Below are 22,209 nucleotides of genomic sequence, written 5' to 3'. Positions count from 1 at the left end.
ACGCCGACCGCCCGCACCGAGCACCCGCATCCGGGGCCCCGCGCCCCCCGACAGACCCGAACGAAAGGCCCGTTGTGCGGCACAACATGCTGTTCCTGATGACCGACCAGCACCGGGTGGACACCCTGGGCTGTTACGGGAATCCCCACGTCTCCACGCCCAACCTCGACGCCCTCGCCGGCTCGGGCACCCGCTTCGAGCGCTGCTACACGCCGACCGCCATCTGCACCCCGGCGCGGGCCAGCCTGCTGACGGGGGCCGCGCCCTTCCGGCACAAGCTGCTGGCCAACTACGAGCGGAACGTGGGCTATCAGGAGGACCTGGCTGAGGGTCAGTTCACCTTCTCCGAGACGCTGCGCGACGAGGGCTACAACCTCGGACTGCTCGGCAAGTGGCACGGTGGCGTGAAACGGGACGCGGCCTCGTACGGCTTCGACGGGCCCTCGCTGCCGGGCTGGCACAACCCGGTGGACCACCCCGACTACCTGGCCTACCTCAAGGAGCGGGACCTTCCCCCGTACCGGATCACCGACCCGGTGCGCGGCACCACGCCCAACGGGAGCCCGGGCAATCTGCTCGCGGCGCGACTGGACCAGCCGGTCGAGGCGACCTTCGAGCACTATCTCGCGACCCGCACCATCGAGATGCTGGAGCGCTACGCGGAGGACGAGAGCGGCCCGGACCGCACCCCGTTCTTCCTGGCCACGCACTTCTTCGGGCCGCATCTGCCGTACATCCTGCCGCCGGAGTTCTACGACAGGTACGACCCCTCGCTGGTCGAGCTGCCCGCCTCGGTCGCCGAGACCTTCGCGGACAAGCCGCCCGTGCAGAGCAATTACAGCCGTCTGTGGGCCTTCGACACCATGTCGCTGGAGGAGAGCCGCAAGCTGGTCGCGGTCTACTGGGGCTATGTCGAGCTGATCGACATGCAGATCGGCCGCATCCTTACCGCCATGCGCGAACTGGGCCTGGAGGACAGGACGGCGGTCTTCTTCACCGCCGACCACGGGGAGTTCACCGGCGCGCACCGGCTGCACGACAAGGGTCCGGCGATGTACGAGGACATCTACCGGATCCCGGGGCTGCTGCGGGTCCCCGGGGCGCCGGGTGGCCAAGTGCGCGAGGAATTCGTGTCGTTGACCGACTGCACGGCCACCGTCCTCGACCTCGCCGAATCCGACCCCTCCCCCGCCGTGGACAGCCGCAGCCTCCTGCCGCTGGTGCGCGGGGAGCATCCCGAGTGGGCGGACCATGTGCTCGCCGAATTCCACGGCCACCACTTCCCGTACCCACAGCGCATGATCCGCACCGACCGCCACAAGCTGGTGATCAACCCCGAGTCCCGCAACGAGCTGTACGACCTGCACGCCGACCCCGACGAGCTGCACAACCGCTACGAGCACCCCGAGATGGAGCCCGTACGGATCGAGCTGACGCAGCGCCTGTACGGGCTGCTGCGGGAGCGCGGCGACAACTTCTACCACTGGATGACGCCGATGTACGACGTCGAGACCGACTACGACACGACCCTGTCGTCCTTCGAGCAGGACGGGCCCGTGCAGTGAGCGGTACGCGCGCGTGCTGTGCCCCGGGGCGGGGCGCGGCGGGGGCTCCCGAGCCTGCTGGGCCCGAGCCCGTTTCCGTACCAACTCCCGTACTGGACAAGGCAGTTGATACCGCCGGGGGCTCGCTGCTCGCCCTCCCCGGCGGCACCTTCCTCATGGGCAGCGAGGACCGGGACGTGAACCCGGAGGACTCCGAGGGGCCGGTGCGCGAGGCGCGGGTCGCGCCGTTCGCGATCGACGCGCACTGCGTGACCACCGCGCGCTTCGCCGCCTTCGTGGAGGCGACGGGGCACCGCACGGCGGCCGAACGCTTCGGCTGGTCCTTCGTGTTCGCCTCGTTCCTGCCCGGGAGGCTGCGGCGGATCTCCCCGCGGATGGACGCCGCGCCGTGGTGGTGCGCCGTGGAGGGCGCGCGCTGGGACGCTCCGGAGGGTCCTGGCAGCGGCGTCGAAGGCCGCGAGGACCACCCCGTCGTGCACGTCTCCTGGGACGACGCGCAGGCGTTCTGCGCCTGGGAGGGCACACGGCTGCCCACCGAGACCGAGTGGGAGTACGCGGCGCGCGGCGGCCTCGACCGGCGGCGATACCCCTGGGGCGACGAGCTGGAGCCCGGCGGCGAGCACCGCTGCAACATCTGGCAGGGCACCTTCCCCACCCGCAACACCGCCGAGGACGGCTACCGCGGCACCGCCCCCGTCGACGCGTTCCCTCCCAACGGCTTCGGCCTGCACAACGTGTCGGGCAACGTGTGGGAGTGGTGCGCCGACCGGTGGGACGGCGCGGCGGAGGCGGCCGGCGCTCCGGCGGACACGCCGCGGGTGCTGCGCGGCGGCTCGTACCTGTGCCACCGCTCGTACTGCAACCGCTACCGGGTCGCCGCCCGCACAGCCAACACCGGGGACAGCAGCTCGGGGCATACGGGGTTCCGCACGGCGTCTTCCTAGGCGCGGCCCCGGCGGAGGCGCGCGCCCGGTCCCCGCTCACCCGGGTCCGCTGGCCCGGGTCCGCCAGCCCGCGCCGTGGTAGCGCCGGTGCAGCGCGTGCACCTCCTCGTCCAGCTCCGGTACGGGGCCCTCCACGGGCACTCCGGGTGCGACCTCCTGGATCGGGAGGACGGCCACGGGTGCGGGCGGCACCCCCAATGCGCCGAGCCACCGCGCCAGTTGCCGGGCGGAGCTGACGTACACGATCCGGCCGAGGCCCACCCAGGCGTGCGCGGCCGAGCACATCGGGCAGTGCTCGCCCGAGGTGTAGACGGTGGCTGCTGCGCGCTCCTCCGGGCTCAGGTGCTCGGCCGCCCAGCGGGCGAGGGCGAATTCGGGGTGCCGCGTGCGGTCGCCCGAGGCGATGCGGTTCCGGTCCTCGAAGAGGACGCTGCCGTCAGCCGCCGCCAGCAGCGAACCGAAGGGCTCGTCGCCCGCTTCCAACGCCTCGGCGGCGAGCTCCACACAGCGTCGGAGATACGCGTGCTCTTTGTCGTGTCCGTCGTCGTGTCCGTCGTCGTGTTCGTTGTCCATCACGCGGCCCAGCCTCTCCCATGCGGGCTCCGCGGCACGCGGTGGCCGCGCCGGTCCTGAGCACTTCGGGCTGGAGCGCTCAGGGGCACCTGGTTAGCCTCGGTACCGGGCCGGCCCGACGCACCGGGCGTCCGGGCGACGGGTGGCAGGGGGCCGACATGCCGGATTCCCGGGCGGGTTCGAGGGGCCAGGAAGCGGAGGACCGGCTCGCGCTCATGCGGCTGATCTTCGGCGCCGCCGCCGCGCACGCGGTCGGCGCGGCCGTGCGGCTCGGCGTGCCCGACCGCTTCGCGGACGCGGAGCGGACCACCGACGAAGTGGCCGCCGAGTGCGGGGCCGACCCCGACGCGCTGCTGCGGCTGGTGCGCGCCCTGGCGGGGCTCGGGCTGATGCGCGAGACGCGCCCGGGCCGCTTCGCGCTCACATCGACCGGGCAACTGCTCCGGCAGGACGCCGCGGACTCCTTCGCCGGCCTCGCGCGGCTGTTCACCGAACCGCTCCTGGGGCGCTCCTTCGCGTGGCTCGCCGAGAGCGTGCGCACCGGCGACCCCGCGTTCCAGCAGGTCTTCGACGTTCCGTTCTTCGCGTACCTGGAGCAGCGGCCCGAGCTGTCCGCGCGGTTCAACGCGGCCATGGGCGAGGTCACCCGGGCCACGGCCGCGGTGCTGTGCGAGGGCTACGACTTCTCCGCGGCGCACACGGTCGTCGACGTGGGCGGCGGTGACGGCACGCTGCTGGCCGCCGTGCTGCGGGCGCACCCCGGGCTGAACGGGATCGTGTACGACACCGCCCGGGGGCTGGCGCAGGCGGCGGGGACGATGGAGGAGGCGGGGCTGAGCGAGCGGTTCACCCCGGTCGTCGGCGACTTCTTCGACTCCGTGCCGGAGGAGGCCGACGTCTATCTCCTCAAGAGCGTCGTCCACGACTGGAACGACGACCGGTGCCGCACCATCCTCCGTACCGTCCGCGCGGCCCTCCCGCCGCACGGCAGGCTCCTCCTGATCGAGCCCGTGCTGCCCCCTGCCGCCGACCCGCGTGCGGTGGTCGGCTACCTCAGCGACCTCAACATGCTGGTCAACCTGGGCGGCAGGGAACGCACGGCCGAGGACTTCGCGGCGCTCTGCGAGGCCACGGGCTTCGGCCCGCCGGCCATCACCCCGCTGCCGGCGCCCAGCCCCTTCTCCCTCATCGAGGCGGCACCGCGTGCTGACTGACGGGTACGGGCGGGCTGACGGGGCATCACCCCTGGACCGCCTTGGCGATCCGCTGTGCCGCCTGGTCAGGCGTGATGTGCGTGGTGTCGACGACCTCGGCCTCGCCGTGCAGCCACGTACGGGCCGCCTCGGCGTACGGCTCCAGATAGTGGAGGCGGAATTCCGAGGGCCCATGACGGTGTCCCCCATGATCCGGTCGCGGAGGGTGTCCTGGTCGGCGTGGAGCACGAAGTGCCGTACGGGGATGCCGTGCTCGGCGAGGCCCGCGCTGATCTCCCTCCAGTACGCCTCGACCAGCACGGTCATGGGCATCACCAGGGTGCCGCCGGTGTAGTCGAGCACCCGGCGCGCGGTGTCGACGACGAGCGGCCGCCACGGGGGCCAGTCCTGGAAGTTGCCCGTCCAGGGCAGGCCCGGCGTGATGTCCATGAGCGTCTCGCCGACCTTCTCGGCATCGAACACCCGCGACTCCGGCAGGAGTTCCCGCACCAGCGCGCTGGTCGTGGTCTTGCCCGCGCCGTGTGTCCCGTTCAGCCATACGATCACGAGGCCCGACGGTAGCGCGTCGCGGGCGGGTCCGGCGCCCTCAGCGCGTGCGGGACGGCCGTCACAGGTGCGGCGTTACCAGCCTGACCACGTCGTTCTTGGTGGACGGCCCGATGCGGGTGCCGACCTTCGCCCCGCCCTTGAACACGTACAGCGTGGGGACCGCGGTGACGTTGTGCTTCGGGCCCGTCAACGGGCTCTGGTCGATGTCGAGCCGGGCGACGGTCAGACGGTTCGCATACTCCTCGGCGACGTCCGCCAGGATCGGGTCCAGCGCCCGGCACACGGCGCTCCACTCGGTGCGGAACACCGCGAGGACGGGGCCGGAAGCCTTGACGACCTTCTCTTCGAAGTCCGCGTCGGTGACGTCGACGACGGTGCCGCTCATGGGGCTCTCCTCTGCGGGGTCGGTGGTGCCGGGGTCGGGGAGTGATCAAGGGTGCGGCCAACGCGGCCGGCTCAGGGCGTGCTCAGGCCGAACCAGTACTCGAACGTCTCCAGCAGCCCGTTCAGCGTGTTCAGCGGCCGCAGCGCGCCCTGGGTCACGGTCAGTTCGCCGTCGGCGAGGAGCTGTTCGGGGGTGGCGTCGCCGACGGCGAGGCGGTTCAGGCCCGCGCGGGTGACGGTGTACGAGGCGTCCGTACTCTCCGCGTCGACGAGACCTGCGGTGAAGACCAGGACACCGTTGCGCACCCGCACCACGCACTGGCTGGGGTCGCCCTCCAGACCGCCGCTGACGGTGAGGCCGAGCGCGAGCGAGTGGTGCGCCGCCTCGGGGCCGTTGAGCCGGATGCCGAGGTAGTCGAAGAGCATCTCCAGCGGCATCGCCTCCAGCACGGGCTCGGTGATGATCTGCGGCGAGGGCAGCCCGTCCGCGCTCCCGTCGGCGGGCCGTGTGCGCAGCTCGTGGGCCGCGGCCAGATAGAAGTTGCGCCACGGTCCGCTCTCGGCCTGGTAGCCGAGCTGTTCCAGGACGTCGGCCTCCAGTTCGCGCGCCTCGGTGCCGGTGGGGTCGGCGAACACGGCGTGGCTCAGCAGTTCGGCCGCCCACCGGTAGTCCTCCGCGCTCTTGGCGTTCTCGTACGCCTCCCGGGCGAGCCGCACGACCTTCGCCGCGCCGCCCATCGCGTCCACGTACCGGGGACCGGCCTGCTCGGGCGGCAGGGTGTGCAGATGGGCCGCGTTGCCGTCGTACCAGCCCAGATAGCGCTGGTAGACGGCCTTGAGGTCATGGTTGACGGTGCCGTAGTAACCGCGGTTGAACCAGTGCTCCGCCAGGCTCCGCGGCACCTGCGCGTCCAGGTCCTCGGCGATCTCGGTCATGGTGCGGCCGTGGTTGGCCAGCCGCAGCGCCTGGTCGTGCAGGAAGCGGTAGAGGTCGGCCTGGCTGGTCAGGTACGAGGTGATCGCGTCGGGCTCCTGCGCGGTGTTCCAGCGCGGCCAGAAGTGCGAGGCGAAGAGGGTCTCGGAGCGGCCCGCGTACCACTCGACGGACTCGTTCAGATACTGCGACCACGCCTTGGCGTCGCGGACCTGCGCGCCGCGCAGGCTGTAGAGGTTGTGCAGGGTGGGCGTGGCGTTCTCCGCCATGCAGACCGCCTGCACGTCGGGCAGGTAGAAGTTCATCTCGGCCGGTGCCTCGGTGCCGGGCGTGAGCTGGAACTCCAGGTTCACCGGACCGAACGGCACCACGTGTCCGGGCCTCGCCACGCGCGGGGTGACCGTGTACGTCGGCGGCAGCAGGCCCGAGGAGCCCGCCGACATGCTCTTGCCCAGCCCCGCGTCGACCTGGCCCTGCGCCGACCGCTCCAGCAGGGGCCCGTACATGAACATCGCGCGGCGCTGCATGGCGTTGCCCGCGTAGACGTTCTCGCTCACCGAGTGCTCCAGGAAGCCCTCGGGGGCGATGATGTCCACGCCCTCGGGCAGCCGGCCGTTCTCGAACAGGCCGAGCACGCCGCCGTAGTGGTCCAGGTGGGAGTGGGTGAAGATCACGGCGCGGATGGTGCGGTGCTCGCCGCGGTGTTCGCGGTAGAGCCGCCAGGCGGCCGCGGCGCACTCCTCGCTGATCAGCGGGTCGACCACCACGACCTCGCGGGAGACGCGGCGCGGGTCCTCCAGGAAGGAGATGTTGGACAGGTCCATGCCGCGCACCTGGTACACCGCGTCGGGCACGACCTCGAACAGGCCGGTCACCATGTTCAGCTTCGCGTTGCGCCACAGGCTCGGGTTGACCGTGTCCGGGGCGTCCCCGGTCAGGAACCCGTACGGCTCCAGGCTCCAGGCCGTCGCGTGGCCGCCGGCCCGCTGCACGGTGAAGTCGGCCGGCAGCGGCACGAGCTGTCCGCGCTTGGCGAGTCCGACCTCGGCGTCCTCATCGGGTGGCGGGACGTGCACCGCGGCGTTCAGATCCCGCGTCAAGGAGGTCGCGGGCTGGGGCGTGTGGTGCGCGGAACCGGTCAACGGTCTCTCCCCTCACGCGGCCGAGCGCGCACTCGGCACAGACTCGGGTACACCGTGCGATGCGACGAGCGGGCCCCACTCGGCACGTGAAGGGCCGGAGGGGCGGGAACGGGGCGGCGCGGCAGGCGCCATGACGGGTCGTCAGCGGAATCCTCGCAGCCGGCACTCCGCGCCCAAAGCCGCGGAACCGGCCACTCCCCTCCTCCCGGAGGTGGCGGGAAGTGGCCGGAGGACCCGCGTCCCCGGAGGGCCCGCGCCCCTACTCGAAGGCCCCCGCCGCCTCCCGCAGCGCCTCGGCCCGTGCCTCCGGCGCGTCGGGGCCGAGCGGGCCCGGGCGGTAGGTCACCGCGCGCAGGGTTCCGGTCCAGGGGTGGGTGCCGTGGCGTTCGTACAGGGGCCAGGAGACCGGGGACTTGCGGTCGATGCCGATGCTGATGCCCTGGAAGGGGGCCATGCCGATGAGCTGGTGCACAGGGCCCGTGCGTGCGCGCTCCGTGCCGTCGACGGTGAGGGTGAAGCGCCAGCGCAGCCCGTGCTCGGCGGTCGCGGTCAGGCGGATCAGGCGGTCGCCGGGTGCGAGCGGTCCCGCGTCGGTCTCGTGGAGTGCGCCGTACGCGTTGTACGCGAAGTGGAGGCGGCCGTCCTCCACGTACAGGCCGTACCCGCCGCCCTGGTCGCCGTGCGAGACCAGCACGCCCTCCTCGCCGGCGCGGTACGGGCCCAGCTCGGCCTCCACCGTGAAGGAGCGGAAGGCGATGAGCCGCGAGGAACGGTAGCGCTCCAGCTCAGGGGTGCCGGGCAGGAGCGTGACGGGGCGGGACAGCCCCTCCTCGCCGGGGCCGCGCCGTGCCAGCGCGCCGGAGGTGTCGGGCAGCGGGAAGACCCCGTTGCGCCAGGCCGCCTTCTCCCAGGCCGCGGCCAACTCCGCGACCAGTTCGGGGCGTTCGCCGGACAGGTCGTGGATCTCGGTGGGGTCGGTGCGGATGTCGTACAGCGCCCATTCGCCGTCGTCGTACGGGTCGCCTGGCCGGTGCAGCGTGACGATCTTGTGGCCGTCGCGGTAGTAGCTGCGGTTGCCGGTCATCTCGCAGTACTGCTCGCCGTGCGTGCTCGGGGCGTCCGGGTCGGCGAGCACCCGCGCGAAGCTCACGCCGTCCTGCTCCTGTACGGGCCGGCCGCCGAGGGTCGCGGGGCGCTCGACACCCGCCAGCTCCAGCAGGGTCGGAGCCACGTCGGTCACGTACTGATACTGCTCCCGAATCCCGTCGTCACCCCCGCGGCCGGTGTCGCGCGGCAGCCCCGCCGGCCAGGAGAGCACGAAGGGCACCCGCACCCCGCCCGCGTACGTGTGCCGCTTGTAGAGCCGGAACGGCGTGTTCGAGGCCATCGCCCAGCCGCGCGGGTAGTGCACCAGGCTGCGCGGCCCGCCGATCAGCTCGGGGTCGCGGGCCACGTCGGGCTCCCAGTCGCCGGGCAGCGCGGGGTGGTGCGCGAAGCGGCTGAAGTAGCTGCGCGAGCCCTCGGCGCCGCCCTCGCCGCTGCCGCCGTTGTCGGCGCTGAACACGACGATGGTGTTGTCCAGTTCGCCGAGGGCGCTGAGGGTGTCGAGGAGGCGGCCGAGGTTCTGGTCGACGTTGTCGACCATCGCGGCGTACACCTCCATGTAGCGCGCATAGAGCCGCCGCTCCTCCTCGTCCAGGTCCTCCCATGCCGGTACGTCGAGGCCGTACTCGGCGTTGCGCGGCGGCAGTTCGGTGTCCTGGGGGAACAGCCCGGCGCGCTTCTGCGCGGCGAAGCGCTCCTCGCGCAGCGCGTCCCAGCCCGCGTCGTAGCGGCCGCGGTGCCGCGCGATGTCCTCCGGCCTGGCCTGGAGCGGGGCGTGCACGGCGTTGTGCGCGAGATAGAGGAAGAAGGGCTTGTCGGCGTCGTGGGCGCGCAGCGACTTGATCATGCCGATGGCCTGGTCGGTGAGGTCGTCGGTGTAGTAGTAGCCGTCCGGGAATTCGTCGATGTCCAGCGGGCTGTTGTCGCGTACGAGCTGATGCGGGTGGAAGAGGTTCGTGAGCCCCTCCAGCACCCCGTAGTACTGGTCGAAGCCCTTCTGCAGCGGCCAGTTGGCGCGGTCGGCGGCCGCGTGCGAGGAGGAGTCCCGCGCGAGGTGCCACTTGCCGACGGCGTACGTGGCGTACCCGGCGCCGCGCAGCGTCTCGGCGAGGGTCGGGAGATCATCGGCGATCTCCATCCCGTAGCCGGGGAAGCCTGGATCCGCGTTCGCCACCATCGCGTAGCCGACGCGGTGCGGGTTGCAGCCGGTGAGCAGCGCGGCGCGCGCCGGCGAACACAGCGGCTGCGTGTGGTAGTTGGTCAGCCGCACCCCGCGCTCGGCGACCCGGTCCAGCACGGGCGTCGGCACCTCGGACCCGAACGGGCCGACGTCCCCGAAGCCCATGTCGTCCAGGTAGACCACGACGATGTTGGGCGATCCGGGCGGGGCGCTGCGGGGTTGCGGCCAGGCCGGTTCGGATTCGGCGAAGGTGCGCCCGACGCGTCCGGGAAAGCCTTCGTACGGGTCACGGCGCGGGCTCCCGTGCTCCGGGCGGCGGGAAGGGCTCGGGACGCTCATGCGGGGACTCCCTCGGCGGGTGCGGTCGCCGCGCGCGGTTCCGGTTCGGGGGCGGCTGCCAGCAGGGTTCGGGTGTACGGGTGTTGGGGATCGGTGCAGAGCTCGTCTGCTGGGCCCGTCTCCACGATGCAGCCCTCTCGCATGACCGCTATGCGGTGGCTCACCTGCCGTACCACCGCGAGGTCGTGGGCTATGAAGAGCATGGCGAGGCCGAGTTCGCGCTGGAGCTCGGCGAGGAGGTTGACGATCTGGGCCTGGACGGAGACGTCGAGTGCGGAGACCGGTTCGTCGCAGAGGAGGACGGACGGTTCCGGGGCCAGCGCGCGGGCGATGCCGATGCGTTGGCGCTGTCCTCCGGAGAAGGCGCGCGGGCGGCGAGCGGCCGCCGAGGGGTCGAGGCCGACCAGCGTGAGCAGCTCGGCCACCCGCTGTTCGCGGCCCCGGCGCGTGCCGTGCAGCCCATGCGCCCGCAGGGGTTCGGCGACGCTTTCGCCCACCGTCATGCGGGGGTTCAGGCTCGCGTACGGGTCCTGGAACACCATCTGCACCTCGCGCCGCAGCCCGCGCAGCGCACCGCGCGAAGGGCGCAGTACGTCCTCGCCGCGCAGCCGGTAGGCGCCGCCGTCGGCGGGGTGCGCGTGCGCGAGGATGCGCGCCAGAGTGGACTTGCCGGACCCGGACTCCCCCACGATGCCCAGGGTCTCGCCCGGCGCGAGGCGCAGGGACACACCGTCCACGGCGGTGATCCGGTCACGGCCGCGCCGGCCCGCACTCCCGCGCCGCGGGAACTCCTTGCGCAGATCCTCCACTTCGATGAGGGGAGCGGGAGCGACCGGACGAGCCACGGAATCGCCGCCCGGCCCCACGCCGTACGCGCGCTCCCCGTACGCGGCCCCCTCGTACGCGGCCCCCTCGTACGAAGCCCCCAACAGCTCCCCCTCACCGACCGGATGCCAGCAGGCCGCCCGCCCGGCGCCCTCCGCCACCAGCGGCGGGGCCTCCTCTCCGCAGTGGTCGTCGGCCGACGGGCAGCGGGCGGCGAAGGCGCAGCCGGGCGGGAGGGCGCTCAGGTCCGGCGGGCTGCCCGGGATGCCGGCGAGCCGGGTGCCGGAGGGCGCGGAGAGCCGGGGCACCGCGGACAGCAGGCCCCGGGTGTAGGGGTGCCGGGGGCGGGTGAGGACGCGCTCGGTGGGGCCGTCCTCGACGATCTCCCCGGCGTACATCACCATCATCCGCGCGCAACTGCGGGCGACCACGCCCATGTTGTGGGTGATGAGCAGCAGCGCCGTACCCGTACGCCGGTTGAGGTCGGTGAGCAGGTCGAGGATCTGTTCCTGGACGGTGGCGTCGAGTGCCGTGGTGGGCTCGTCGGCGATGAGCAGGTCCGGCTCGTTGGCGAGGGCCATGGCGATGAGCACCCGCTGCCGCTGACCGCCCGAGAACTGGTGCGGGTGGTCGTCCACGCGCCGCCCGGCCTCCGGTATGCCGACCAGCTCCAGGAGCTCGACGGCGCGGGCCCGGCGCTCGGCGCGGGCGCCGCGCCCCCTGCCGCGCACGGATCCGTGTGCGCGCAGCACCTCGTCCAGGTGCGCTCCCACCGACAGCACGGGGTTCAGCGACGTCATCGGGTCCTGGAAGATCATCCCGATCCGGGCGCCGCGCACGCCGCGCAGCTCCTCGCCCTCCGCCGCGGTCAGTTCGGCACCGTCCAGCCGTACCGAACCGCCGGCGATCCGCCCCGCACCGGGCAGCATCCGGTTCAGGGCCAGCGCGGTGGTGGACTTCCCCGAGCCGGACTCGCCGACGAGCGCGACGGTCTCGCCGCGCCGGAGGGTGAAGTCGACATCGCGCACGGCGGGTACGTCGGCACCGGGCCCGGCAGCGGGCCCCGGGAAGGAGACGCGCAGACCCCGTACGGACAGCAGGTGTTCGGTCGTGGTGGTCATTTGCGGATCTCCCTGTTCAGGGCCTCGGACAGGAGGGACAGGCCGAGGACGAGCACGGTGACGGACAGCAGCGGGCCCGCCGCGTAGAACGGGGCCTGGGCGAGATAGGGCAGCGCCTGGCTGAGCACGCCGCCGAGGGACGGTTCGGGCGGCCGTACGCCGACGCCGAGGAAGCTCATGGCGCCCTCCAGGAACACGGCGACGGTCAGCGAGACGGCGGCCTGCACGACGAGCGGGTCGGCGCAGTTCGGCAGGATGTGCCGGACCAGCAGGCGCAGCCGCCCGGTGCCGCCGACCCGCGCGGCGACCGCGTACTCGCGCTCGCGCTGCACGAGGATCCCGCCCCGCAACTGCCGCCCGAACAGCGGCGCCTCGGCCAGCGCGATCACCAGGATCACGGGGAAGCGCCCCGGGCCCAGCACGGCGGTCACGGCGAGCGCGAGGATCAGCCCGGGGAAGGACAGCACCAGGTCGAAGGCGCGCTGCACCGCGGAGTCCACCAGCGGATGCACCGCGGCCGGCAGGGCGAGCGCACAGCCGAGCAGCGCGCCGGCCGGGACGGCGACCGCGATCACCTCGAGGTCCGTACGGATGCCGTACAGCACCCGCGCGAAGAGATCGCGGCCCAGGTCGTCGGTGCCCAGCGGGTGTCCGGGCGTCCCGGGCACGGCGAGGGCGTGCGCGCTCTGCGCGGTCGGGTCGTGCCCGGCGAGCAGCGGCGCGCAGATCCCGGCGAGGACGACGAGACCGACGAGCAGGCTCCCGGCGCGGCCGCGCGGGGTGGCCAGCGCGGCGAGGTAGGCGTGCCGGGGGCGGCGTGCCCGTACGGGCGCGGGCTCCGGCGGATCGGTCTCCGTCGGGGGCGGCGGGGACGTCGTGGGCGAGGCGGACAAGGGTGATCACTCCCACCGGATACGCGGGTCGAGCCAGGCGTGCACGACGTCCGTGAGCAGCTGGATGAGGACGAAGAAGCCGACCAGGAGCAGCAGGAGGTCCTGGACGAGGGGGTAGTCGCGGCCGTTGAGGCCCTGTTCGGCGAGCTGGCCGAGCCCGGGCCAGGCGAAGATCGCCTCGACCAGCACGGCGCCGCCCAGCAGTTGGCCTGTCTGGAGCCCGACCAGGGTGACCACGGGCGGCAGCGCGTTGGGCAGCGCGTGCCGCCACAGCAGGCGCCGCCTGTTGACCCCGGCCGCCGTCGCGGTGCGGATGTAGTCCTCGGCGAAGGCGTTCTCCAGGCTGTCGCGCAGATAGCGGCCGATCACGGCGGCGCTCGGCAGCGACAGGCACAGCGCGGGCAGCAGCAGGTACTGCCACTCCAGATCGGGCGCCTCGGCGAAGCCGATCCGGCCCCCGGAGGGCAGCAGCCGCCAGGCCACGGCGAAGACCAGCACCAGCAGCACGCCGGTCACGAAGGGAGGGACGGCCAGCGCGCCGGTGGTCAGCGCCCGTACGAGGGCCTGTACGGGGCGGCGGCGCGCGGTGGCGCCCAGCACTCCGAGCAGCAGGCCGATGACGAGGCTGAACAGCAGGGCGCCCGCGGTGAGTTCGGCGGTCGCGCCGAGCCCGTCGGCGATGAGGTCCGCGACGTTGCCGCCGACCGCGTAGGAGGGGCCGAGGTCGCCGCGCAGCAGGTCGCCGAGCCAGGACACGTACTGCACGAAGAGAGGCTGGTCGAGGCCGAGTTGATGCCGGATGGCGGCGACGGACTCGGGGCCCGCGTCGGACCCCGCCAGTACGGAGGCGGCGTCGCCCGGCACGAGCCGCAGGATCGCGAAGATCAGGAACGAGGCGGCGAGCAGGACGAGGAGCGCGGAGGGTATCCGCTTCACAAGGTAGGAGCGCATGTCACACCAGGTAGGCGTCGTCGAGGTGGAGGTAGCCGAACTTGCCCAGGCCCACGCCGCGCAGCCGCTTCGAGGAGACCTGCACCTGGTCCTCGATGGCGAGGTCGATGATGAACGCCTCGTCCAGCAGCAGGTCGGACACGCGGCGGTAGCGGGCATGGGCCGCGGCACCCTTGTTGTCCCGGTGCTCCCAGGCGTCGTGGACGGCCTCGGTGTAGGCGCGGGAGCCGAAGTGCGAGGTGTTCTTGGCCTCGTTGAAGGGGTACGCGCTGACGGCGAGGGTCGAGGGCTGGACCTGCGCGAACCCGTGGCTGTTGATCCAGAGCGTGGGCATGGTCCCGGAGATCAGCCGGTTCTGGAACTCGGCGTCGTCGTACGGGCGCAGCCTGGTGCGGATGCCCGCCTGCCGCAGGTCGTACTGGACGATCTGCGCGATCGAGGCGATCCGCGGCTGCGTGGAGTGCCCGAGCGGTACGGGCTCGCGCGGGTCGACGCCCGAGGCGCGCAGCAGCTCCCGCGCCTTGCCGGGGTCGTGGGTGTAGTGGGTGCGGCTCGCCTCGCTGTGCACCGGTGAGGAGCGGGGCCAGGGCGCGGCGGAGGCGAGCCCGTAGCCGCCGAGTGCCTGGTCCACGACGCGTTCGCGGTCCACGGCCCAGGCGATGGCCTGCCGGAACAGCTTGGAGTCGGCGGGCTTCTTGCTCACGTCGGCGCCCACGTACACCGCGCCGTTGCCGGTCGAGTAGCGCTTGATGGCGAAGCTGGGGTTGCCCTTGAGGGTGGCGACGTAGTTGCCGGGGACTTGAAGGGAGAGCTGGGCCTGCCCGGAGCGGAGGGCGGAGAGGAGCGCGTCGGGCTGGCTGTAGAGGCGCAGTTCGACGGAGTCGAGGTAGGGGCGGCCAGGGCGCCAGTAGTGCTCGTTGCGGCGGAGGCTCAGCCTGCTGCCGGGCTGCCACCCCGCGAAGCGGAAGGGGCCCGTGCCGTTGAGGCGGCGGCCCTTGAGGGTGTCCTCGATGCTGTGCCGGTCCGTGATGATCATGAACTCGAACAGGTCGAAGAGGTTCCCCACCGGGTGTTTCAGTTTCAGCGTCAGCTCGTGGTCGCCGCGTTTTTCGAATCCGCTCACGACCTTAGCGGTGGAGGCCAGTTGGGCGGAGCGCTGGGGATCCGTGAGATTGCGTATCGCGAAGATGACGTCGTCGGCGGTGAATTGCCGACCGTCGTGGTACGTGACGTCGTCGCGCAGCCGCAGGGTGATGCTGCGCCCGTCCTTGGCGTAGTTCCAGGAGCGGGCGAGTTCGGGTTGCGGCGTGAGGCTGTCGTCGTAGCGGGTCAGCGTGTTGTAGACGAGCCCCTGCTGGAGCGGCTGGGCGCTCTGGGTGAACAGCAGCGCGGGCTGGAACTCCAGCGCGGTGCCCACGGTCAGGTCCCCGGAGCGGCGGGGTCCTCCGCCGCCCCGCCCCTCGGCCACGGAGACGGCGGAGCGGCAGCCGGCCAGCGCGCCGCCGGAGGCCAGCAGCGCTGCGGCGGCTCCCCCGCCGCGCAGCGCTGCACGGCGCGGGAGGGAGCGGGAGGGCGGGGCCGGATCGGGAGAGCGCGCGTGCATCAGGGACGCCTCATTCTTTTCGCTGCGTCAGAAAGAAAGCGCGCCGGGCACGTCCGGGAACGGATTCCGGAGCCCGGCGGCGATTTCGCGTACGGGAGATCGCGTACGGGTCACGTACGCGTGAGGAAAGGCGCGCGCGACGGCGCGCTCAAAGGGCGGAACGAACGGGCGGAACGGCCCGCTTCAGCTCCGCGCGACCGCACACACCGCGCTGGCCTGCCGACAGAGGTCGACGTGCCAGCGGGAGACGAGGCGCAGGTCGGGAGTCACGCGCTGAACAATGTCAGCGCAGCGCACTGCGGTCAACACGCGTGCCGTGCGCGGCGGTTGTCATTCCTGCGGAAACATTGAGGGAATGTTTCCCGCATTTTGCAGCGGCCTTTTGAACAGCTCGTTCAGCCACACTGTGGCGGCGGCCACAGGCAGGGTTTCCGGTCCGGCATGCGGGACGACGAGGCGTTCCGGATCGCCGCACACGTGGGAGTAGGCGGTCGCCGCATGCCGCAATTCCGCGAGATAGGCGTCGTCGGTCAGCGCCGCCCGCTCGGTGACCACCACCAGGTCGGGGTTGAGCACGTCGAGCAGCAGTCCGGTGGCCCGGCCGACCGCGCGCGCCCGCTCCCGCAGCAGCGCGTCCGCGCCGCGGTCCCCGCCCGCCGCGGCGTCCAGCAGCGCTCGGGGGCCGGCGGCCCCGTCGATGCCGCGCTCCCGTGCCGTACGGATCAGCGCGGTGTCCGACACGGTCGCCTCCAGGCAGCCGGTACGTCCGCAGGGGCAGCGCACCGTGCTGTCCGGCACCGGCAGGTGTGCCACCTCGCCGGCTCCCGCGCCGGGTCCGCTGTGCACCGTGCCCGCGATGGCGAGGGCGGCGTCCACCACGTTCCCCACGAACAGGTGCAGGAGGGAGCGGCGCGCCTCGGCGTGCCCGAAGAGGAGCTCCGACTGGGCGACGGCGCGCGCGTGGTTGTCGGCGCGCACCGGGAGCCCGGTGTGCTGTTCGAGGCGGCGTACGAGGGCCTCGTTCCGCCAGCCCAGCGCGTCGTGCCGGACCACGGTGCCGGTGTCCGGGTCGACCCAGCCGCCGATGGCCGCGCCCACACCCAACAGGGGCCCGGTGGCGGTGCGTTCGGCCAGGAAGCGCGCGAGGGCGCGGCCGATCCGCTCGGGCAGGTCCGCGTGCGGCAGATCCGTGTGCGGGATGCTCTCAGCCGTGACGCCGTCGTGCGCGTACGCCTGCCGCTCCACGACCCGCCCGCGCAGGTCCACCAGGCAGAACGTGGACTGCGGCACGCCGATGTGCACCCCGCAGGTCAGCGGGCCGCCCGCCGCGCCGGGGGTGAGTTCCACGGGTATCTGCGGGCGGCCCACGCCGTTGCCCGCGCCGAAGTCGGCGGCCTCGCGCACCAGGCCCAGCCGCAGCAGGTCCGTGCACTGCCGGGAGACCGCGGCGGGGCTCAGCCCGGCGCGGCGCGCGATGCCGCTGCGCGAGACGGGGCCGTGGTCCAGCACGGTGCGCAGCACCAGCGCCGCGTTGGCCTCGCGGCGGCCGTCGCCGACGGCGGGCAGGGCGTAATGCGGCTGCGGGTGTGTCGGGGGGCTCGTCACGGGCGGGGCCGTCCTTTCTCGTGGGATCTCCAACATGCATGCGGCGTACGGCCGTTGGCGAGTACGGAGCGTGGCGGATGCGACGCGGATCACGCCTTCCGTGTCCGCTCGTATCCACGGCGTTGCAGTGTCGTGAACCGCGCGCCACCGGCCTTGACCCGCGCTCGGAGGCCCGGTCACGCTCCTGGGCATGACTTGCCGTTGTTGTCACGGCGCGTGACACGGGCCCTTCCCGCCCGTTCCCTTTCCCCTCGCTTTTCCGAGCGCTGCTTCGTACGCGCCGAGCGTTCTCCGCGTACGGGGCCTCCACACACTCAGCGCAGCAGCGCGGGCTCCACCAAAGCCATCACCTGCGCCGAATTACTTCCGCTCCGAGCACATTCAATTGCCACAGGAGGCTTTCCCATGACCACTGCGCCCGCGAAGGCGGATTCCACCGGAGTGACCGTCGAGAAGGTCGGCGGCCGTGTCGGCGCCGTCGTCTCCGGCGTGCGGCTCGGCGGCGATCTGCACCCGGCGACCGTGGCCGCCGTGCGCGCCGCGATCCTGGAGCACAAGGTCGTCTTCTTCCGGGACCAGCACCACCTGGACGCCGAGAGCCACGAGGCGTTCGGCCGCCTGCTGGGCACGCCGGTCGCGCACCCCACCGTGCCCTCGGTGGACGGCCGGTACGCGCTCGGCATCGACAACGCGCACGGCGGCCGGGCCAACCAGTGGCACACCGACGTCACCTTCGTACCCGCCTATCCGGCCTTCTCCATCCTGCGCGCCGAGGTCATTCCGCCCTACGGAGGCAACACGGTCTGGGCCAACACGGCCGCCGCGTACGAGGAGCTGCCCGAGCCGCTGAAAGTCCTCGCCGACCGCATCCGCGGGGTGCACACGAACGACTACGACTACGCGGCCGTACGGCCCGACGCGCCCAGCGCGGCGCGCGAGCAGCACCGCAAGGTGTTCACGTCCACCACCTTCCAGACCGAGCACCCGGTGGTGCGGGTACACCCCGAGACCGGCGAACGCACCCTGATCCTGGGCAACTTCCTGCAGAAGCTCACCGGTTTCCGGGCCCGCGACTCGCGGCTGCTCATCGACGTGCTGCAGTCCCACGTCGAGCGGCTGGAGAACACCGTGCGCTGGCAGTGGCGGGCCGGCGACGTGGCCATCTGGGACAACCGGGCCACCCAGCACTACGGCCTGGACGACTCCGACGCACACGAGCGCACCCTCCGCCGCGTCACGATCGACGGCGACGTCCCGGTGGGCACAGACGGCCGCCGCTCCACCCTCCTCTCCCCCGAGTCGGTCCCCGAGCCCCAACACGGCATCGCCTCCGGCGCATCCACGGACGGAGAGGTGGCCCAGCAGCGCTGACCCCCGACGCACGAACCCGGTCCGGGCGACCCGCGTTCCCGCATCGCCCGGCCCGGTGCGTCTCCGCCGCGCGCACCCAGCGCCGCAAAGTGGGCAGTTACTCGGTCGGGAAGGCACACGCCGCACCGCCGAGAGGAGCCCCCATGCCCCAACCTCCCGCTCCCACCCACATAGCCGTCATCGGCGCCGGTGTGATCGGAGCCTCGCTCGCGTATCGGATGGTCGGGGCCGGTCCCGGCGTTGGGGTCACCTTGCTGGACCGGGACGTGCCGGGCCGCGGCGCCTCTCGGTGGAGTCTGGCGTGGGTCAACTCCCATGGTGTCGGCGACCGCGGGTATCACGCGCTGCGCACCGCCTCGCTCCGCGCCTGGGCGCGGCTGGCCGGGGAGGTCGAGGGGGCGCGGTGGTATCGGCCGGTGGGGAACATCCACTGGCCCGCGCCCGCCCAAACGGTCAGCAGCGCGGACTACCCCGCCCACCTCGTCGGCCCCGACCGCGTCGCCGCGCTCGAACCCGCGCTGCGGCTCCCCGACGGCGTACGGGAGGTGGCCTGGTATCCGCAGGAGGGTTACGTGCTCACCGAGCCGCTGATCACCGCGCTGCTCGACCGCGTACGCGCCGGCGGCGGCGAACTCCGTACGGGCGAAACCGGCCGCGTCACCGCGCTGGAACGGGCAGAAGGCGGCGGTTGGACGATCCGTACGGCGGCGGGCGCACCCGTGCGTGCCGACGCGGTGGTGTGCTGTGCGGGGCGGTGGACGCCGGAGGTGAGCGGGTGCGCAGGGACGCCGGTGCCGATCGTGGATCCGGGCGCCCGGGGCTCGGAGGCGCCGGCGCTCGTGGTGCGGGTCGGCCCGGCGGCCACGCCGCTCACCCGCATCGTGCACACACCGCACGTCCATCTGCGCCCGCACGACACGGACGCGAGCGGCACCGTCCACCTGGAGGCCGAGGACGCGCACGTCGACCTGCACACCCCCGACCGCGAACTCGACCGCTGGGCCGACACCTTGCTCGACCGCGCCCGCGCCGTGATGCCCGGCCTGGCGCGGGCCCGCGTCCTCGAACGCCGCGTGTGCGTTCGGCCGTTGCCGCTGGACGGACTGCCGCTGGCCGGGCCTGCGGGCGCCAGCGCATCGGGGCCGTACGTCGTCGTCACGCACAGCGGCGTGACCCTGGCCCCGCGGCTGGCCGACCTGGTGAGCGCGGAACTCCTCACGGGACGCCCACAACCCGAGCTGGAGCCGTACCGGCCGCGGCCCTCACGCCTCCTGCCATGAGCCCCGGCGCCGCGCCCCGCGAAAAACCGGTTGCCGTCCGCCACCGCCCCGTACAGCCTCTGCGCATGATCGAAACGCGGATCGTGCCGCTGACCTCGGACGACTGGCGCAGGTGGCGGGAGGTGCGGCTCGCCGCGCTGGCCGAGGCGCCGTACGCGTTCGGGTCCACGCTGGCCGACTGGCAGGGCGCGGGCGACCGCGAGGAGCGCTGGCGTGCGCGCCTGAGCATCCCCGGCGCGCTCGACCTCCTCGCCGTGCTGGACAGCGACGGCGGCGGCAATGGCGGCCACAGCCAACCGGTGGGCATGGCCAGCGGCGTACCCGGCCCGCACGAGGGCGTCGTCGAGCTGATCTCCATGTGGGTGAGCGCGGCGGCACGCGGCCACGGCGTGGGCGACCGACTGGTGCGCTCCGTACTGGAATGGGCCGCCGCCCGGCACGCCCACACGGTCGAGCTCGCCGTCATGCCCGGCAACGCGCACGCCTTCGCGCTCTACCGCAGGCACGGTTTCGCCGACCTCGGGCCACTCGGCGACGTACTCCCCGACGGCCGCAGGGAACACCTCCTGCGCAGGGCCCTGCCCACGGTCTGACCACCCGGTGACGCCGCGCGGGCCACCCCGCATGCTGGTGTGGCACACCGTCCGACGCACCCTCACATCGGACGCACCCGCACGTCATTGGAGGCACCATGACCCAGGCCGCACCCAGCGAGGCGGACGCCGGGCTCGACCGGCTGCTCGCCGAGGTCGAGGCGCGGATCGGCACCGAGGACCCGCGGCTGGCGGAGATCATGCGCTCCGCCGTGCGGCACCTGCACGCCTTCGTACGGGAGGTGCGCCCGACCGAACGGGAGTGGCTGGCCGGACTCGGCTTCCTGGCCCGTACGGGGCAGGCCTGCACCGACACGCGCGACGAGTTCATCCTGCTCTCCGACATGCTCGGCCTGACCTCGGCGGTGGACGAGGTCAACAACGCGGGCCCGCCCGAGGCCACGCCCTCCTCCGTCGAGGGCCCCTTCCACTCCCCCGCGCCCGAGCGCCCGCTCGGCGCGTGGATCGCCGAGGGCCCCGAGCGGGAACGCGGCGAGCAGACCGTCGTGCACGGCCGGGTCACCGACTGCGCGGGCGCTCCGGTGCCCGGGGCCGTGGTCGACGTGTGGCAGGCGGACGACGCCGGGTACTACGACACCCAGGATCAGGCCCAACAGCCGGGAAACTTGCGGGCGTTGCTCACGACGGACGACGATGGGCTGTACTGGTTCCGCAGCGTGCTCCCCGCCAGCTATCCCGTGCCCACGGACGGCCCCGTCGGCGAACTCCTCACCGCACTCGGCCGCCACCCGATGCGCCCGGCCCACTTCCACCTCCGCGTGGAGGCCCCCGGCTACCGCCCCCTGACCACCCACGTCTTCGTCGCCGACGACCCCTACCTCGACTCGGACGCGGCCTTCGCGGTCAAGGACGCGTTGATCGTCGCCCCGCACCGCGCCGGCGCGAACGGCACGAACCCCGCCGAGGCCGAGCGCTGGTCCCTGCACGGCCCCTATCTCGACTTCACCTTCGACATCCGCCTCGTACCCCTCGACGACCGCCCGTGACCTTCGGCCGACCGGCCGCGACCGCCAGCCGCGACCGGCGCCGCGATCACATGTTTCCCCAGGTCACAGGGCCGGGACTCACCCGTTCGGCCCAGCCCTTGTGTCCCGGGTCGCGGGGCCCGCGCACCGTGGCTGCATGACGCCCCACATAGGCAGGTACCTCGCCGCCGTGGCCCTGCCGCTGACGATGGTGCTGTCCTGTGGCGCGCCGGGAGCGCCGTCCGGGCAGCGGCACGCGGAGCGGGCGCAGCGCGGGCCCGCCGCGCCGCGGCCCGACATCGTGCCCAGAGCCGGTTGGCACGCGGCGCGGCCCGCGGGCGATCACGCCGCGCGGGCCCAGGACGAGGTGCGCGCCGCCTTCCTCCACCACACCAACGACGAGCCGGACTACGACTGCGCGGACGCGCCCCGCATGCTGCGCTCGCTCCAGCGCGACCACATCCACGACAACGGCTGGGACGACGTGGGCTACAACTTCGTGGTGGACCGGTGCGGGCGCGTCTACGAGGGCCGCGAAGGAAGCCTGGCGGGCCCCGCGACCGGCGCGCACACCCGGGGCTTCAACCGGCACACCGTGGGCATCGCCGCACTCGGCAATTTCGACTCCGGCCCGGTGCCCGAGCCCATGCTGCGCGCGATCGCCGCGGTCGCGGCCTGGCGCCTGTCCCCCGGAGCGGACCCGCGCGGCACGGTGAAGCTGCGCTCCACCAACTCCGAGAGCCGCTTCCGCAAGGGAACGTGGGCGCGCCTTCCGGTGATCGCGGGCCACCGCGACGCGTACGAGACCGACTGCCCCGGCAAGGCCCTGTACGCCCGCCTCCCCTGGCTCCGCGCACAGACCGAGCGCCTGCGCGCGGCGTCGGACCAGCACCACACGGCGCGCCAAAACGCAGCACGACAGCCCGCATCACGCCAACACGAAGCGCGGCAGCCCGCATCACGACAGTCCGCGGGGCCTCAGCGCCGGACCGTGTAGCCCAAGTGCAGCGCCCGGCGCCCCTGCACCACCACCGGGTCGTCGAGGAGCAGGTG

The 22,209-nt window shown here is 73.0% G+C and carries 18 protein-coding genes and 1 pseudogene; 8 read left to right on the top strand and 11 right to left on the bottom strand.

What is annotated here, in order from left to right; genetic code table 11:
* The first annotated feature begins 98 nt into the window (after nt 1–98).
* Together ABEE00_RS05080 and ABEE00_RS05075 are read left to right on the top strand one after the other, a co-directional pair.
* Complete coding sequence (locus ABEE00_RS05080) at nt 99–1,565, top strand: sulfatase family protein (RefSeq protein WP_474775247.1); 1,467 nt, start codon at nt 99–101, stop codon at nt 1,563–1,565.
* Nucleotides 1,562–2,509: a formylglycine-generating enzyme family protein gene (locus tag ABEE00_RS05075; protein WP_345744001.1), complete on the top strand. Its 948-nt coding sequence runs from the start codon at nt 1,562–1,564 to the stop codon at nt 2,507–2,509. The genes ABEE00_RS05080 and ABEE00_RS05075 overlap by 4 nt, the downstream gene beginning before the upstream one ends.
* Before the next feature lie 36 nt (nt 2,510–2,545).
* On the opposite strand, the gene ABEE00_RS05070 is transcribed toward ABEE00_RS05075, so the two are convergent.
* Nucleotides 2,546–3,082, bottom strand: a complete 537-nt coding sequence (locus ABEE00_RS05070; RefSeq protein WP_345744070.1) for a nucleoside deaminase — start codon at nt 3,080–3,082, stop codon at nt 2,546–2,548.
* Nucleotides 3,083–3,240: 158 nt separating this feature from the next.
* On the opposite strand from ABEE00_RS05070, the gene ABEE00_RS05065 reads away from it, so the two are divergent.
* Nucleotides 3,241–4,296: a methyltransferase gene (locus ABEE00_RS05065; protein ID WP_345744000.1), complete on the top strand. Its 1,056-nt coding sequence runs from the start codon at nt 3,241–3,243 to the stop codon at nt 4,294–4,296.
* Nucleotides 4,297–4,321: 25 nt separating this feature from the next.
* On the opposite strand, the pseudogene ABEE00_RS05060 reads toward ABEE00_RS05065, so the two are convergent.
* From ABEE00_RS05060 to ABEE00_RS05015, 10 genes and pseudogenes are all read right to left on the bottom strand, one after another.
* A pseudogene (locus ABEE00_RS05060) lies at nt 4,322–4,842 on the bottom strand (P-loop nucleotide/nucleoside kinase family protein).
* A 61-nt stretch (nt 4,843–4,903) separates the two neighbouring features.
* Nucleotides 4,904–5,230: a thioredoxin family protein gene (locus ABEE00_RS05055; protein ID WP_345743999.1), complete on the bottom strand. Its 327-nt coding sequence runs from the start codon at nt 5,228–5,230 to the stop codon at nt 4,904–4,906.
* Nucleotides 5,231–5,301: 71 nt separating this feature from the next.
* Nucleotides 5,302–7,305 (bottom strand): alkyl/aryl-sulfatase, encoded by a 2,004-nt coding sequence (locus ABEE00_RS05050; protein ID WP_345743998.1) that lies wholly within the window; start codon nt 7,303–7,305, stop codon nt 5,302–5,304.
* 259 nt (nt 7,306–7,564) lie between these two features.
* Nucleotides 7,565–9,928, bottom strand: coding sequence for an arylsulfatase (locus ABEE00_RS05045; protein WP_345743997.1), 2,364 nt, complete (start codon nt 9,926–9,928; stop codon nt 7,565–7,567).
* The gene (locus tag ABEE00_RS05040) at nt 9,925–11,874 is read right to left on the bottom strand and encodes an ABC transporter ATP-binding protein (protein WP_345743996.1); all 1,950 of its coding nucleotides are present in this window, start codon (nt 11,872–11,874) and stop codon (nt 9,925–9,927) included. The genes ABEE00_RS05045 and ABEE00_RS05040 overlap by 4 nt, the downstream gene beginning before the upstream one ends.
* Entirely contained in the window at nt 11,871–12,767 is an 897-nt protein-coding gene (locus ABEE00_RS05035; RefSeq protein ID WP_451918493.1) for an ABC transporter permease, read from the bottom strand. The genes ABEE00_RS05040 and ABEE00_RS05035 overlap by 4 nt, the downstream gene beginning before the upstream one ends.
* Before the next feature lie 6 nt (nt 12,768–12,773).
* On the bottom strand, nt 12,774–13,718 hold the full coding sequence (locus tag ABEE00_RS05030; RefSeq protein ID WP_345743995.1) for an ABC transporter permease: 945 nt from the start codon (nt 13,716–13,718) through the stop codon (nt 12,774–12,776).
* A gap of 1 nt (nt 13,719) precedes the next feature.
* Nucleotides 13,720–15,321, bottom strand: a complete 1,602-nt coding sequence (locus ABEE00_RS05025) for an ABC transporter substrate-binding protein (RefSeq protein ID WP_345743994.1) — start codon at nt 15,319–15,321, stop codon at nt 13,720–13,722.
* Nucleotides 15,322–15,504: 183 nt separating this feature from the next.
* Nucleotides 15,505–15,591 (bottom strand): putative leader peptide, encoded by an 87-nt coding sequence (locus tag ABEE00_RS05020; protein ID WP_345744068.1) that lies wholly within the window; start codon nt 15,589–15,591, stop codon nt 15,505–15,507.
* 60 nt (nt 15,592–15,651) lie between these two features.
* Nucleotides 15,652–16,926 (bottom strand): ROK family transcriptional regulator, encoded by a 1,275-nt coding sequence (locus ABEE00_RS05015; RefSeq protein WP_345743993.1) that lies wholly within the window; start codon nt 16,924–16,926, stop codon nt 15,652–15,654.
* Nucleotides 16,927–17,331: 405 nt separating this feature from the next.
* On the opposite strand from ABEE00_RS05015, the gene ABEE00_RS05010 reads away from it, so the two are divergent.
* The 5 genes from ABEE00_RS05010 to ABEE00_RS04990 all read left to right on the top strand — a co-directional run bounded on the left by ABEE00_RS05010 (nt 17,332) and on the right by ABEE00_RS04990 (nt 22,153).
* Complete coding sequence (locus ABEE00_RS05010) at nt 17,332–18,297, top strand: TauD/TfdA dioxygenase family protein (RefSeq protein ID WP_345743992.1); 966 nt, start codon at nt 17,332–17,334, stop codon at nt 18,295–18,297.
* A 143-nt stretch (nt 18,298–18,440) separates the two neighbouring features.
* Nucleotides 18,441–19,577: an NAD(P)/FAD-dependent oxidoreductase gene (locus tag ABEE00_RS05005; RefSeq protein ID WP_345743991.1), complete on the top strand. Its 1,137-nt coding sequence runs from the start codon at nt 18,441–18,443 to the stop codon at nt 19,575–19,577.
* A 65-nt stretch (nt 19,578–19,642) separates the two neighbouring features.
* Nucleotides 19,643–20,170 (top strand): GNAT family N-acetyltransferase, encoded by a 528-nt coding sequence (locus tag ABEE00_RS05000; RefSeq protein ID WP_345743990.1) that lies wholly within the window; start codon nt 19,643–19,645, stop codon nt 20,168–20,170.
* A gap of 98 nt (nt 20,171–20,268) precedes the next feature.
* Nucleotides 20,269–21,177, top strand: coding sequence for a dioxygenase family protein (locus ABEE00_RS04995; protein ID WP_345743989.1), 909 nt, complete (start codon nt 20,269–20,271; stop codon nt 21,175–21,177).
* A gap of 136 nt (nt 21,178–21,313) precedes the next feature.
* Nucleotides 21,314–22,153 (top strand): peptidoglycan recognition protein family protein, encoded by an 840-nt coding sequence (locus ABEE00_RS04990; RefSeq protein WP_345743988.1) that lies wholly within the window; start codon nt 21,314–21,316, stop codon nt 22,151–22,153.
* Nucleotides 22,154–22,209 lie beyond the last annotated feature (56 nt).

The organism is Streptomyces odontomachicola (genome assembly GCF_039605595.1).
GTDB lineage: Bacteria > Actinomycetota > Actinomycetes > Streptomycetales > Streptomycetaceae > Streptomyces.
This window is presented reverse-complemented; position numbering and strand designations above follow the sequence as displayed.